The sequence below is a fragment of the Streptomyces sp. NPDC090022 genome (genome assembly GCF_044748145.1).
Lineage (GTDB): Bacteria > Actinomycetota > Actinomycetes > Streptomycetales > Streptomycetaceae > Streptomyces.
In genome coordinates, this window is sequence record NZ_JBIVFN010000010.1 from 129126 (window position 1) to 141958 (window position 12833).

The window sequence follows — 12833 nt, forward strand, 5'->3', positions numbered from 1 at the left end:
AAGATGACGCAGGAGAAGGCGGCACCGGGCGGCGGAGCGCCGCATGACGTCGTGTCGGCCGTGTCCCGGGGCGCGCCGGAGTACCGCGTCTGCCCCCACCCGATGTACGCCGCGCTGCGCGAGCGGGACCCGGTGTGCCTGCTGACCCCGCCGCACGGCGTCGCCACGTACCTCATCACCCGCTACGACGACGCCCGCGACGCGCTGTCGGACCCGCGCTTCAGCAAGGACATGCGCGGGGCCCTGGACACCTATCACGCCGTGTACGGCAGCTTCTTCGACGCCCTCGACGACAACGTGCTCTTCTCCGACCCGCCCCGCCACACCCGGCTGCGCCGCGTCCTGCGGGGCGGTTTCACGCCCCGGCGCGTGGAGGAGATGCGCCCACGCGTCACCGAGATCACCGAGCGGCTGCTGCGGGAGTGCCGGACGGACGAGCCGGTGGACCTGATGTCCGCGTTCGCGTTCCCGCTGCCCATCGCCGTCCTGTGCGACCTGATGGGCATCGCGGAGGCCGACCGCCCCGAGATCCTGGAACAGTTCGCGGTCGTCACGCGCGCCCGCTTCAACCCCGGGATGAAGGCGGAGCTGAAGGCGGCCGAGGAGTGGCTGCAGAACCGGCTGGCACAGCTGATCGCGCACACGCGCGCCCACCCCTCGGACTGCTTCCTCGGCGACCTCGTCACGGCGGAGGACGGCCTGGACGACGCGGAACTCGTGGCGTCGCTGTGGGTCCTGTTCTTCGCCGGCCACAAGACCACCGCGTACCAGATCGGGAACTGCGTCCTCGACCTGCTCCTGCGCCCCGACCAGCTGGAGCTGCTCCGGCGGGACCCGGCCCTGATCCCGCGGGCCGTCGAGGAGATGGTCCGCTTCGAGGGGTCGGTGGAGACCTCGACGTTCCGGTACGCCGCCGAGGACGCCGAGATCCGCGGGACGCTCGTCCCCAAGGGCTCGCTCGTCCAGATCGCCATCTCCTCGGCGAACCGGGACCCGGAGAAGTTCGACTCCCCCGACGTCCTGGACGTGACGCGCGAGGGAATCCAGGGGACGCACCTGGGCTTCGGCCACGGCACCCACTACTGCCTGGGGGCCCCGCTGGCGCGGCTCGAACTCGAGATCGCGCTGGCCTGCCTGCTGCGGGAGTTCCCGCGGATGCGGCTCGCGGACGAGGAGGAGAGCACGGGGGCGTGGCTCAAGGGGCCGGTGGCGGCGTTCCGGGGCCTGGAACGGCTCCTGCTCGTCCTGGATCCGGCGGGCGTCCCCGGGAAGGCGGGCCCCGCGTCCCCCCTCGCGTCCGTGGCCGCCTCCGTGGCCTCCGGAAAGTGACCGAGAACGAAGGCGGGCGGTCGATCGGCATGCAGAACTCCCTGAGCAGCTCGGGCATGGACCTCGCGGGAGCTCCCCCGGCGGCCGCCGCCGTCGCGGGCGTGAGCACCGGTCCGGGCAGGGGCGCGCAGGCGCCCGTCCACGCCCCGCTGGGCGACGCCGCGCGCCCGTCGGCCGAGGCGCACGGCGGCCATCCCAAAATCGACATGCACCAGCACTACTGCGCGCCGGAATGGCGCGAGTGGGCCGAGCACCACGACCTGATCACACCGCAGCAACTGCCTCCGTGGGCGCGGCTCGGGCCTGAGGACGCGATCGCCTTCATGGACCGCGCGGGGGTCGCCACCGCCGTCCTCAAGCCCATGCTGCCGGCGCGCTACCGTTCGTCGGCGCAGCTGCGCGAGGCCGTCGCCATCACGCTGCGCTCGATGATCGACGTGGTGAACGCGTACCCGGGCCGGTTCTCGTTCTACGCGCCGCTGTTCCTGGACGACCTCGACGCGTCCTCGTGGGCCGTACGCCGGGGACTGGGGCAGCTCGGTGCCGTGGGCGTGAACGTGACGGCCAACTACGGCGGCGTGTACCTCGGCGACCCGTCCTACGACCGGGTGTTCGCCGAGCTGAACGATTTCTCCGCCGTGGTGGACACCCATCCGCACCACCTTCCGGGCGGCGGCGGCCCGCCCGGGGCGCCGACGGTTCCGGGGATCCCGAACTTCATGTGCGACTTCCTGCTGGACACCACGCGGGCGGCCGTGAACATGATCAGCAAGCGGACCCTGGACCGCTTCCCCGACATCTCGGTGATCCTGCCGCACGCGGGCGGCTTCCTGCCGTACATCGCGACGCGCATGCAGGCCCTGGGGCGGTTCTGCGACCCGCCCGTGGACCCGGCGGCGGTCCGCGACCACCTGCGCCGCTTCTACTACGACACGGCGGGCCCCATGGCTCCGGCGGCCACGCTGCTCGCCCAGGTGCCCGCCGACCACATCCTCTTCGGTACGGACTGGCCCGCCGCGCCCGCCGACACGGTGACGGACCTGGCCCTCCCGGCCCTCGACGCGGACCCGTCCTTCACGCCGGAGCAGCTCCAGGGCGTCCTCCACGACAACGCCCTGCGCCTGATCCCGCAACTGGCCACCGTCTGAGGCAACAGGCTGAAGCCACCGTCCAAGGCCGCCCTCCGGCGGCGTACGCCGGAACCCAGTGGGGCCCCGCCATCGGCGGGGCCCCACTCGTCGTGGCCGGTGAGGGCGTGCCGGCGGAACCGGGCCGATCACGGTTTTGCCATGGCCTCATCACAACTCCGCATCTCATCTCCGCATCCGCCCCACAGTCCGGTTTGCCACTTACGTGCTCTGTAGCGTTCGGGCGTTCGATGACCCTCCCCCGGAAGGACCCCTTGATGTCGACCCCGCCCTCGCCGCAGGACGAGAACGCCACGCCGCAGGCTCCCGTCACGCCCGCCCCCGAGGCCCCGAAGCCCAAGGGCGGCAAGGCGCGGAAGGCCCTCAGCGTCCTCGCGCTCATCGTGGCCGCCGTCGTCGTGAAGGTGGGCGTCTCGTACTTCTTCAACGCCCCGGTGCGCGCCGAGGCCGGCGACTGCGTCAAGGTGACCGGCAGCGACACCAACCCGGACGTCGAGACGAAGGGCTGCGACGACAAGGACGCCAACTACAAGGTCCTCAAGGTCGTCGAGAACACCTTCGACACCAACGCCTGCACCGTGGGCGAGGCCGCGCTGGCGCAGCAGTGGGAGCAGGAGAAGTTCGTCCTGTGCCTGGAGCCCGTCAAGAAGTAGTACGGCGCGCAGTGATCGCCCCGCCGCCCTCCGCGCGGCAGCCGCCCCCCGCGGCGGTCGTCCACCGACGCCGCCGCGGGGGGCAGGGGCTGTCCGGCGGATCATGGCCGTACCCCGGCGCCGGCCCGCCCCGGCGCCGGCCCGCCCCGGCCCCGCTGCACCTCATGAACTCCGGTCGCACTCGAGCCCGTTGACCGCTCGCACCCTTGACGCCCCCAGGGGCCGGGAGGACAGTGTCAGCGGCGCGTGTTGAGAGCGCTCTCAATACGTGCCGCCCCCCACTCCCCCCACCGCGCCGTCCGGCGCCTGAGAGAGGGCACCATGCGTGAGACTTCCGGCAGCAGACGACGACCGGCCGCCGCCGTCCGGCGCGCCGCCATCGCCGCGTTCGGCGCCCTGGCCGTGGCCGCGGCGGCCGCCGTGGTCGCCGTCATGCCCGCGAACGCCGCCGCTCCCCCGGTCCCGCCGGGCTGGACGCAGGTGTTCCTGGACGATTTCGACGGACCCGCCGGCTCCGGCGTGAACCCCACGAACTGGCAGTACACCACCGGTACGAGCTATCCCGGAGGCCCCGCCAACTTCGGCACCGGCGAGATCGAGACCATGACCTCCGACCCCGCGAACGTCTCGCTCGACGGCGCCGGGAACCTGCGCATCACGCCCCGCCGCGACACCGCCGGCAACTGGACCTCCGGCCGCATCGAGACCCGGCGCACCGACTTCGAACCCCCGGCGGGCGGCACGCTGCGCGCCGAGGCCCGCATCCAGATGCCGAACGTCACCGGCCCGGCGGCCAAGGGCTACTGGCCGGCCTTCTGGATGCTCGGCGCCCCGTACCGGGGCAACTGGTGGAACTGGCCCGGCATCGGCGAGATCGACATCATGGAGAACGTGCAGGGCCTCAACAACGTCTGGTCGACCCTGCACTGCGGCACCAGCCCCGGCGGCCCCTGCAACGAGACGTCCGGCATCGGCGGCCAGCGCCCCTGCCCGGGCGCGAGCTGCCAGGCCGGCTTCCACACGTACGCGGCGGAGTGGGACCGGTCCACCGCCGTCGAGGAGATACGTTTCTCCGTCGACGGGATCACGTACCACACCGTGCGGGCCGACCAGGTCGACCCGGTCACCTGGGCCAACGCCACGAACCACGGGTACTTCATCATCCTGAACGTCGCCATGGGCGGCGGCTTCCCCGACGCCTTCGGCGGCGGACCCGACGCCGGCACCCAGCCCGGCCACCCGATGACCGTCGACTACGTGTCCGTCCTGCGCACGGCGGGCACCACCACGCCGCCCACCACCCCGCCCACCACACCCCCGACGACCCCACCCACCACGCCGCCCGCCGGCAACCGCGACGCGTACGCCGCCATCCAGGCCGAGTCCTACGACGGCCAGGCGGGGACCGGCCGCGAGACCACCACCGACAGCGGCGGCGGCCAGAACCTCAGCATGCTGGGACACGGCGACTGGGCCCTCTACCGGGGCGTCGACTTCGGGTCCGCCGCGGCGCGGCAGTTCTACGGGCGCGTCGCCAGCGGCGCCGCCGGCGGTGTCAGCGGCCTCGTCGAGGTCCGGCTGGACAGCCCCGGCAACCCTCCCGTCGGCAGCTTCTCCCTCGCGAACACCGGCGGCTGGCAGAACTGGCGGACGGTCCCGGCCAATATCACCGGCGTCACGGGCAGGCACGACGTGTACCTGACCTTCACCAGCGGCCAGGGCGCCGACTTCGTGAACGTCAACTGGTTCCACTTCGGGCGCTGACCGGGCCGGACCCGCCGGACGCGCCGGCCGCCGCTCGGCCGGATCCATGCCCCCGGTGGCCGGCCCGCCGGGAAACGGGAGCGCTCCCGGCGGTACGCCGATAACCTGCTGACCGGCCAGGCAACCCCCGCCGGACACGCATGAGGAGCCTTCCGTGCCCGAACCGCTTCCCGCGCCGCCCCGGCACCGCCGCCCCACCCTCGAAGCGGTGGCCGCGCGCGCCGGGGTGTCCCGGGCCACCGCCTCGCGCGTCGTCAACGGCGGGGCGGGGGTCCGCGCCCACGTCGTGGACAGGGTACGGGAGGCCATCCGGGAGCTCGGTTACGTGCCCAACCAGGCCGCCCGGACCCTGGTGACCCGGCGCAGCGGCGCGGTGGCGGTCATCATCGCCGAGCCGGAGGCCCGGATCTTCTCCGATCCCTTCTTCTCCCGGCAGGTGCGCGGCATCAGCAAGGAGCTGACCGCGCACGACACCCAGCTCGTCCTGCTGCTGGTCGAGGACCCCGGCGACTACGACCGCATCGAGCGCTACCTGGTCGGCGGTCACGTGGACGGCACGCTGGCCTTCTCCCTCCACACCGACGACCCGCTGCCCGCCCTCACCCGCCGCATCGGCATGCCCACGGTCTACGGCGGCCGCCCGGGCTGGACCGCCGGGCCCGGCGCGGCGGGCGGGGTCACCTACGTCGACGCGGACAACCGGGGCGGCGCGCGGGAGGCCGTACGGTACCTGAAGTCCCTGGGCAGGCGGCGCATCGCGCACATCGCCGGCCCGCTCGACCAGACCTCGGCGACCGACCGGCTGGACGGGTACCGGGACGTGCTGCCCGGCGGCGATCCGGCGCTGGTCGCCGAGGGCGACTTCACCGCGGCGGGCGGGGCCCGCGCGATGGCGGAGCTGCTGGAGCGGCAGCCGCCGGACGCGGTGTTCGCCGGGAACGACCTGATGGCGACGGGCGCGCTGCGGGTGCTGCGCGAGCGGGGGCTGAGTGTTCCCGGTGACGTGGCGCTGGTCGGATTCGACGACGCCGAACTGGTGGCGGAATCGACCGATCCGCCGTTGACGACCGTACGTCAGGACATCGAGGGCATGGGCCGCCTGATGGCGCGCCTGCTGCTGCACACCCTGGACGGGCCCGACGCGGGCGGCCCGCCGGCTCCCGTGATCACCGCCACCACGCTCGTACGCCGCGCCTCGGCCTGAGCCCGCCGAACCGGCGGGCGCGCCGCACGTCGTCGAGGATCCGGGCCAGGACCGCGAGACAGCCGACCCGTACGCCCCGCTCCCGCAAGGTGTACTCCTCCACCGCCTCGTAGACGAGCGGAAGGGACACCAGGGAGAGCCCTGCCGCGAGGAAGGCGAGGAGGGAGTACCGCCCGCGCAGACCGAGGGCCAGTACGCCGAACGCGCCGACGAAGCCGAGCGTTCCCCACAGGGCGCCCCAGCGCACGTTCGCCCCGAGCCACGCGCCCGCCAGGGCGAGGCCCGCCGACAGTACGGGGGCGCCGGCCGCCCCGATCACGGCGGCCGCCACCGCGCCACGCCCGTGTCCCGCCCGCTCCCCGTCCGCCCCCATACCTCCAGGAATACCCGGCGGGGCCGGGCCGTGAAGACCGCCCGCGGCCTACGGCATCGCGGGGATCAGCGGGGATCAGTGACGCGGGTCCTGCGCCGCCGTGGCCGGGCACATGGCCTGGCCGCCGATGCCGGGGGCGCCGCCGAGCTGGTCCTGCCACCAGGCGTGCGCGTCGCCGGGCCGCATCGTGGACCAGGGCGGGGTCCGTTCCACCTGGGCGCGGCCGAGGCGGCGGGCCAGGGCGACCAGTTCGCGGCCCGCCGCGCCCCGGGCCGACCGGTACCCGTGCAGCACCTCGTCCCAGGTGGCGGCGGAGCGCCAGGCGGCCTCGAAGGCGGTGGCGTCCTGCAGGGCCTTGGCCGCGCCGCTGGTGTTGTGGGGGCGTACGACGGTCGCGGCGTCGCCCGCGAGCAGCAGGCGCCCCGCGGTGATGGGGGCGGTCTCCAGGTCGTAGATGGGCTGGACGAAGGTGTCCTCGGGGTCCGTCAGCGCCAGGACGCGGGCCCAGTACGGCGGGAACGCGTGGTCCAGCAACGCGGTGAGGCCGACGGCGAGTTCGGCGGTCACCCGGCCCGGCGGGAAGCTGGTCGGGTCGTCGAGGCGCAGCCCCGCGGCGGGCGGGGGCACGGCGTACAGGACCCAGTTCACGCGCAGGCCGTCCGGGCCCGGGATGCGGTAGACGACGCAGCTGCCGCCCTCGAAGCAGACGGTCGTGACCGCCTCGGAGGGCCAGTGCTCCTCGCCGACGGCCGCCAGCCGCCGGGCGTCGAAGTTGCCGCGCCAGCAGATGTAGCCGGCGTAGTCCGGCCGGGAGTCGGGGCTGACGGCCCGCCGTACGACCGAGCGGTAGCCGTCCGCACCGACGACCAGGTCGCCCGCCTCGACGCCCCCGTCCGCCAGGTGCACCTCGGCACGGTCGCCGCCGTCGGCGGCGGCCACGCCGGTGACCGTCACGCCGTGCCGGTAGTCGACCGAGGCCGGGGTCGCCTCGCGCATGCCCTGCCACAACAGGCCCCAGTGGTAGGAGTGGAAGGGGAACGGCTGGTCCCAGAAGACCCGCCCGGCCGGGCCGGCCGGGTCCCGCACGACCCAGCGCCGGCGGGCCAGCCGGTGCGCGGCGATCCCCGGGGGCAGCGTGCCGGCGGCCGTGAGCTCGGCGGCCCGGTCGTCGTGGACGCACAGCCCCAGGCCCCGGTCCGCCAGCCGCCCCTCGGAGCGCTCCAGCACCGTGACCGCGTCCGCGCCGGCGCGCGCGGCCGCCGAGGCGAACGCGCAGCCCGCGATGGATCCGCCGACCACCGTGACCGTACCGCCGCGCATATCCGCTCCCTGTCTGCCGCCGTCTGCGACTGTCTCCCACCGTCTGCCGCTGTCCACCGTTGTCTGCTGTTGTCGGCCGTTGCCCCGCTCTGCCCGACGCCACGCGCCATGGTCCCGCACACGGCTGCGGTCCCGGCCGCCGAACGGCGCGAACCGGCCGGCCGGGTCGGGCTAATGGCGGAGGCGGGCGCCGATCAGGTACTCGGCCTCCTCGGCCAGCCGGGCGCGCCGCTCGGAGCCCTCGGCGCACTGGAGTTCGCCGCGCAGCGCCCGTTCGGTCCGCAGCACCGTCGCCCGGGGAACCGGGACCCGCTGGCCCGGCCGTTCCGTGAACGGCCGCAGCTCCGCCGCCAGGGCCTGCGCGTCGTCCGAGGAACCGCGCCGGAGCGAAAGGAACACCCGGGCCAGCCAGTCGGCCGGGATCTTCACCATGAGATCGGTCATGCAGGGGCAACGAGACTCCGCCCGTGCCGTAACACCGCCCCCGTCCCCGTCAGCCATGTGGCCCATCGCACGGCTCGGTACGATCGGCGCGAAAGATCGCGTCACCGGGCACGAAGGAGCCAACGCACCATGACGATTCACCGGCCGGGACGGCCCGGGGACCTGCCGGCGGCCGAGGTGCTGTGGGCGCGCTGGGCGCTCGTCGCCGTCTGGGAGGCGACCGCCGAGGCGGAGGGCCAGGGCGTCCACCGCACCGGGCACTGGATCGACGACGAGGGTCTCCACCTCGACGACTGCGGCTGTACCTGGTGGACGATGTCCGCGATGGGCGAGGGCCGGTACGTGCTCTACGGCGAGGACGAGTCGAGCGGCGTCAAGTGGCACGAGCCCGCCGTCGACATGCTGGCGCAGGGCCCGGACTGGCTCCCGTACGAGGAGCTGCGCCACCGGCTCGACGGCGGGGAGCTGGGCTGCGTCTACTGGTACGAGAACGGCGCCTGGGCGCGTGCGCCGTACCCCGAGGACCTCGGCGACGACGGGCTGGACTGCGGCATGCGCCGCTTCGTGGACCGCCCGGAGGTGCTCGCCGTGCTGACCAGCACCGACCAGGAACGCGGACGGCTGGACGCCGACGCGGCGGCGGAGCTCCTGGAAGCCGCCGAGGCCGGCCGGCTGGACCCGCGGGTCCTGGAGTCGCTGTTCACGGCCGCCGGTGCAGCGGGCGGTTCCGAGCCCGCGGACCCGGACCCGGACCTGCCCGCGATGCGCCGCGCGCTGGACCGGGCCGGTCTCACGTCCGGGGCCGCGCACGCCCCGTAGCGGGACGGGCGCTCAGGGCACGGCGGCGCGGCGGGAGGTGTTCTTCGGCGTTCCCGGGGAAGGGGGGCGCATATGCCGAACGCCGTGATCCCCGATTCCGTCCGTGATCTCGGGCGCCTGGTGCGTCACCGCCGGGAGCCCCTGGTGGTGCAGGCGGTGCGCTCGACCGCCGCCGCCGTCGTCAGTTACGTCGTCGCGCTGGCGCTCAGCAGCGAGCCGGTGCCCCTGACCGCGCCGCTCACCGCGCTCCTCGTGGTCCAGGTGACCCTTTACACGACGCTGACCACGGGCATCCGGCGGGTGAACTCGGTGGTCGCCGGGGTCCTGGTCGCCGTGCTGTTCAGTACGCTGGTCGGGCTGACCTGGTGGAGCCTCGGGCTGGTCATCCTCGCCTCGCTGGCGGTCGGGCACCTCGTGCGCGTCGACGAGTTCGTGCCCGAGGTCGCCATCAGCGCCATGCTGGTGCTCGGCGTGGCGCAGGTGGGCGCGACGGCCTGGGACCGGGTCCTGGAGACCCTGATCGGGGCGGCCGTCGGACTGCTGTTCAACCTGCTCCTGGCCCCGCCCGTGTGGACCGAGCCGGCGGGGGCCGCCATCACCGGGCTCGCCGCCCGGATGGGCGAGCTGCTGGGGCACATGCGGGACGGGCTCACCGGCCGCCCGGGGAGCGCCGCGTTCCGGGAGGCCGCCGAACGGCTCCACGAGGCACGCCGTCTCGACCACGACATCGTGCGCGTGGACGCGGCGCTGCGGCAGGCCGAGGACAGCCTGCGGATGAACCCCCGGGTGAAGGAGAGCCTCATGCAGCGGGTGGTGCTGCGCACCGGCCTGGACACGCTGGAGATCTGCGCGGTGGTGCTCCGGGTGTCCTGCCGCACCCTGACCGACCTGGCGAAGGCGCGCCCCGACGGGGCCCTGTACCCGGAGCACATCGGTGTCGCGCTGCGTGAGCTGTTCGGGTACCTGGCGGCGGCCGTGGCGAGCTTCGCCTCGCTGGTCACCGCGCAGATCAGCGCCAACGCCGAACAGGCCGAGAAGGACCTCGACCGCGCGCTGACGGCGGCCCGCGGCGCCCGCGACCGCCTGGCGCGGCTGCTGCTCGACGAGGTGGCGGCCGACCCGGCGCAGTGGCAGCTGCACGGGGCGCTGCTCGCCGAGGTGGACCGGGTCCTGGACGAGCTGGGGGTCCGCAAGCGGACCGAACGCCTGGTGGAGGAGCTGGACCGGGCCGGACCCCGGCCCGCCACGGGCCTGGCCCGGCTGTACCGGCGTCATGCCTGACGGGCATCCGGCGCCGGGCGCGGCACGGCGGGCGGGGCGGGGGGCGGCGGCCGCGCCCCGCGCGCATGATGGTGGTGGGGGCCGGTGTCGCCGGGCAGAGGAGGGCGTGCATGAGTACCCAGCGGTACGAGCTGGTGTTTTCCGAGGACCCCGAAGCGGGCGAGGACGTCGTGGTGGTGGCGGCCGCCGGTGGGACGGGGCCGGGCGGGCACCCGGTCTACGAGGACGCGTCCGGCATCGTCCGGGCGGAGATCAGCGACCAGGGCGAGGTGCGGATACTCCCCTCGGGCGGCGGCCAGGCCCCGGCCCGCGTGGTCCGCGTCCGCCCTGTGCCGTAACGGCAGGGCGGGACGAAACCGGCCGGCACGGGACAGCCGGAGGCAGCACGGGCGGCACGGGCAGCACGGGCAGCACGGCGGCCGCTCGCCGATCGGCGGTGGGAGTCATCCCGGTGCGGTACCGGCCGGACAGGATGGTGGGCAGCTGTGGGGAACGGGTCGGAGCGACGGGAGACCGCCTGGTCCGGGCAGGCCGGGGCGCGGGCCTTCGCGGCGGTGGAGGCGGCCACGGACTGGCTGCTCGGCTACCCGTTCGTGTTCGAGGCCCTGTCCCGCCGGATGGCCGGCGGCCCGGTGGCGGACGCGGTGCTCGTGGACTACGGCTGCGGGCCGGGGCAGGTGGCCGGCCAGGCCGCCCGCCGGCTCGGCGTACGGGTCCTGGGCGTGGACTCCTCCCCCGAGATGCTGGCGCTGGCCCGGCGCACGGGGACGGCCGTGGCGGAGTACCACCTGGTCGAGCGCGGACGCGTCGGCTGCCTGCCGGACGGCTGTGCCGACGCCGCGATGTGCAATCACGTCCTCGCCTCGCTGCCCACCGAGGAGGCGGTGGGAGCCGTGCTCGCCGAGATCCGCCGACTGCTGCGCCCCGCGGCGCCGCTCGTGCTGCTGACCACCGATCCCGCCTGCGGCGGCGTGGAGTACGCCTCCTTGCGGGTCGCCGGGGCGCAGGCGCCGTACCGCCCCGGGGAGGAGATGACCGTACGGCTGCGCCGCACCGACGGTTCCTGGCAGGAGGTGCGCAACCACGCCTGGCCCGTCGACGTGCTGCCGGCCCTGCTGGAGCGGGCCGGTTTCCGGGACGTCGTCCTGCACCGCCCGACCGTGACCGAGGCGCTCGACGTCGCCGACGCGGAGCTCGTGCGGAGCCGGCTCTGGACCGGGGAACGGGCGCGCCCGCCGCTGGTGGTCACCTCCGCCGTGGCGGCGTGAGCCGGGCGCCGTGCCGGGAACGAGGGGGGCGGGACGTTGCTACGCTGCGCCCACCGCATCTTCATGATCACAACCAGGGGGGCCTGTGCGACAGCGGAAGAAGCACGAGACGGAGCACGCAACCGGTCACGCGACGGACGGCGCGACGACGCACGGGGCGACGCACGGGGCGGTCCACGGACAGGGCGGCGCGGAGGTCCCGGGCGTCCGGACCGGCCGCCGGACCCTGCTGACCGGGCTGGTCGCCGCCGCCGCGGGCGCGCCGCTGCTGTCGGCGCTGTCCGCCGGGACGGCGCGGGCCTCGTCCGCGGACGAACTGTACACCTCCAACACCGAGCTCTACCGGCACTTCGCCGCGTCGGCCGACCCCGCCGACGGCGAGGGCAAGGACTTCGCACGGCGCTTCAAGCGCCACGAGGTGAGGGATTTCGACAAGGCCGGGCAGTCCGCGTACGCGCTGACGACGGTCCTGGCCATCCACGGCGGCGGGATCGAGGTCGGCACGAGCGAACTGTGCCTGGGCATCGCCGGATACGACCCGGAGCCGTACCCCGAGCCGGAGCGGGCCGGAGCGGTCTACCCCGGGCTGGCGGAGGGCGAACCGCTCTACGACTTCTGGATGTTCGAGGGGATGCGCAGCGGCACCGCCAAGGACGCGGACGGCAACCTGCTGACCAACAAGCAGTTGCACGTCACCGCGGTCCACTGCGACGACCACGTGGCCGTGTCGATGACGGCCGGCAGCCTCAACACCCTGAGCGTGCACGGCCTGCGGTGGGAGCAGGCGCACCCGCGGTACAAGGACCACCCGGAGCAGCTCCCGGACAAGAAGGGCGTGGTCGTGGGCGGGCTCGACGACGTCTTCCGCGCGATCCTGACCAAGCACCTGAGGAACGCCGGTTTCCAGATCTTCCCCGGCAGCGGGGCGGTCAACGGGGACGAGGAGCGCAACATCTGCAACCGCACCATGACCGGCAAGGGCGCACAGCTGGAGCTCACGCGTGAACTGCGCGACAGCTTCTTCTCCGCGACCGCCGACTCGCCGGGAGAGCGCGGGAAGTCGTGCAAGTCCAACGCCCAGTACCGGAAGTTCGTGCAGGCGTGCCGTGCGGCCATCGTCGAGCGCGAGGCACCGCAGCGGGCGCAGGCCGGCCTCGGCGGCTGAACGGCCCGGTGGACGGGGCCGATCCGGCGCATGCCACCTGAGGGATCCCGCCCGCCCGCGCGCCT

Annotated in this window: 13 protein-coding genes; 10 read left to right on the top strand and 3 right to left on the bottom strand. The window is 74.3% G+C overall.

The features are described from left to right. Positions 1–3: 3 nt before the first annotated feature. The 5 genes from ACIPXB_RS19905 to ACIPXB_RS19925 all read left to right on the top strand — a co-directional run bounded on the left by ACIPXB_RS19905 (position 4) and on the right by ACIPXB_RS19925 (position 6098). Positions 4–1329 (top strand): cytochrome P450, encoded by a 1326-nt coding sequence (locus ACIPXB_RS19905; protein WP_401451548.1) that lies wholly within the window; start codon positions 4–6, stop codon positions 1327–1329. Continuing rightward, complete coding sequence (locus ACIPXB_RS19910; protein WP_401451550.1) at positions 1326–2477, top strand: amidohydrolase family protein; 1152 nt, start codon at positions 1326–1328, stop codon at positions 2475–2477. Before ACIPXB_RS19905 ends, ACIPXB_RS19910 begins: the two co-directional genes overlap by 4 nt. Before the next feature lie 257 nt (positions 2478–2734). Further along, positions 2735–3130 (top strand): hypothetical protein, encoded by a 396-nt coding sequence (locus tag ACIPXB_RS19915; RefSeq protein WP_401451552.1) that lies wholly within the window; start codon positions 2735–2737, stop codon positions 3128–3130. Positions 3131–3451: 321 nt separating this feature from the next. Continuing rightward, entirely contained in the window at positions 3452–4894 is a 1443-nt protein-coding gene (locus ACIPXB_RS19920; RefSeq protein ID WP_401451555.1) for a glycoside hydrolase family 16 protein, read from the top strand. A 154-nt stretch (positions 4895–5048) separates the two neighbouring features. After that, positions 5049–6098 carry a LacI family DNA-binding transcriptional regulator gene (locus ACIPXB_RS19925; RefSeq protein ID WP_401451558.1) on the top strand — a complete coding sequence of 350 codons (1050 nt, stop codon included), beginning with the start codon at positions 5049–5051 and terminating at the stop codon, positions 6096–6098. On the opposite strand, the gene ACIPXB_RS19930 is transcribed toward ACIPXB_RS19925, so the two are convergent. From ACIPXB_RS19930 to ACIPXB_RS19940, 3 genes are all read right to left on the bottom strand, one after another. Then, on the bottom strand, positions 6061–6471 hold the full coding sequence (locus tag ACIPXB_RS19930; RefSeq protein WP_401451560.1) for a hypothetical protein: 411 nt from the start codon (positions 6469–6471) through the stop codon (positions 6061–6063). The two genes, ACIPXB_RS19925 and ACIPXB_RS19930, sit on opposite strands and share 38 nt — an antisense overlap. A gap of 75 nt (positions 6472–6546) precedes the next feature. Next, positions 6547–7791: an FAD-dependent monooxygenase gene (locus ACIPXB_RS19935; RefSeq protein ID WP_401451561.1), complete on the bottom strand. Its 1245-nt coding sequence runs from the start codon at positions 7789–7791 to the stop codon at positions 6547–6549. Between the two features lie 171 nt (positions 7792–7962). After that, complete coding sequence (locus ACIPXB_RS19940; RefSeq protein WP_401451563.1) at positions 7963–8235, bottom strand: hypothetical protein; 273 nt, start codon at positions 8233–8235, stop codon at positions 7963–7965. A 129-nt stretch (positions 8236–8364) separates the two neighbouring features. On the opposite strand from ACIPXB_RS19940, the gene ACIPXB_RS19945 reads away from it, so the two are divergent. The 5 genes from ACIPXB_RS19945 to ACIPXB_RS19965 all read left to right on the top strand — a co-directional run bounded on the left by ACIPXB_RS19945 (position 8365) and on the right by ACIPXB_RS19965 (position 12768). Next, complete coding sequence (locus ACIPXB_RS19945; protein ID WP_401451565.1) at positions 8365–9054, top strand: hypothetical protein; 690 nt, start codon at positions 8365–8367, stop codon at positions 9052–9054. Positions 9055–9126: 72 nt separating this feature from the next. Further along, positions 9127–10335 (top strand): aromatic acid exporter family protein, encoded by a 1209-nt coding sequence (locus ACIPXB_RS19950; RefSeq protein ID WP_401451567.1) that lies wholly within the window; start codon positions 9127–9129, stop codon positions 10333–10335. A 110-nt stretch (positions 10336–10445) separates the two neighbouring features. After that, the gene (locus ACIPXB_RS19955) at positions 10446–10673 is read left to right on the top strand and encodes a DUF6296 family protein (protein ID WP_401451569.1); all 228 of its coding nucleotides are present in this window, start codon (positions 10446–10448) and stop codon (positions 10671–10673) included. A gap of 147 nt (positions 10674–10820) precedes the next feature. Further along, on the top strand, positions 10821–11603 hold the full coding sequence (locus tag ACIPXB_RS19960; protein ID WP_401451571.1) for a class I SAM-dependent methyltransferase: 783 nt from the start codon (positions 10821–10823) through the stop codon (positions 11601–11603). An 85-nt stretch (positions 11604–11688) separates the two neighbouring features. After that, a complete protein-coding gene (locus tag ACIPXB_RS19965; protein ID WP_401451573.1) occupies positions 11689–12768 on the top strand; it encodes a poly-gamma-glutamate hydrolase family protein in 1080 nt (359 codons plus the stop codon). The last annotated feature ends 65 nt before the right edge of the window (positions 12769–12833 follow it).

Bases quoted from the DNA above. Each gene is read 5' to 3' on its own strand.
- ACIPXB_RS19935 (WP_401451561.1), bottom strand. From the start codon at position 7,791: ATGCGCGGCGGTACGGTCACGGTGGTCGGCGGATCCATCGCGGGCTGC.
- ACIPXB_RS19950 (WP_401451567.1), top strand. From the start codon at position 9,127: ATGCCGAACGCCGTGATCCCCGATTCCGTCCGTGATCTCGGGCGCCTG.
- ACIPXB_RS19955 (WP_401451569.1), top strand. From the start codon at position 10,446: ATGAGTACCCAGCGGTACGAGCTGGTGTTTTCCGAGGACCCCGAAGCG.
- ACIPXB_RS19940 (WP_401451563.1), bottom strand. From the start codon at position 8,235: ATGACCGATCTCATGGTGAAGATCCCGGCCGACTGGCTGGCCCGGGTG.
- ACIPXB_RS19945 (WP_401451565.1), top strand. From the start codon at position 8,365: ATGACGATTCACCGGCCGGGACGGCCCGGGGACCTGCCGGCGGCCGAG.
- ACIPXB_RS19905 (WP_401451548.1), top strand. From the start codon at position 4: ATGACGCAGGAGAAGGCGGCACCGGGCGGCGGAGCGCCGCATGACGTC.
- ACIPXB_RS19930 (WP_401451560.1), bottom strand. From the start codon at position 6,471: ATGGGGGCGGACGGGGAGCGGGCGGGACACGGGCGTGGCGCGGTGGCG.
- ACIPXB_RS19915 (WP_401451552.1), top strand. From the start codon at position 2,735: ATGTCGACCCCGCCCTCGCCGCAGGACGAGAACGCCACGCCGCAGGCT.
- ACIPXB_RS19920 (WP_401451555.1), top strand. From the start codon at position 3,452: ATGCGTGAGACTTCCGGCAGCAGACGACGACCGGCCGCCGCCGTCCGG.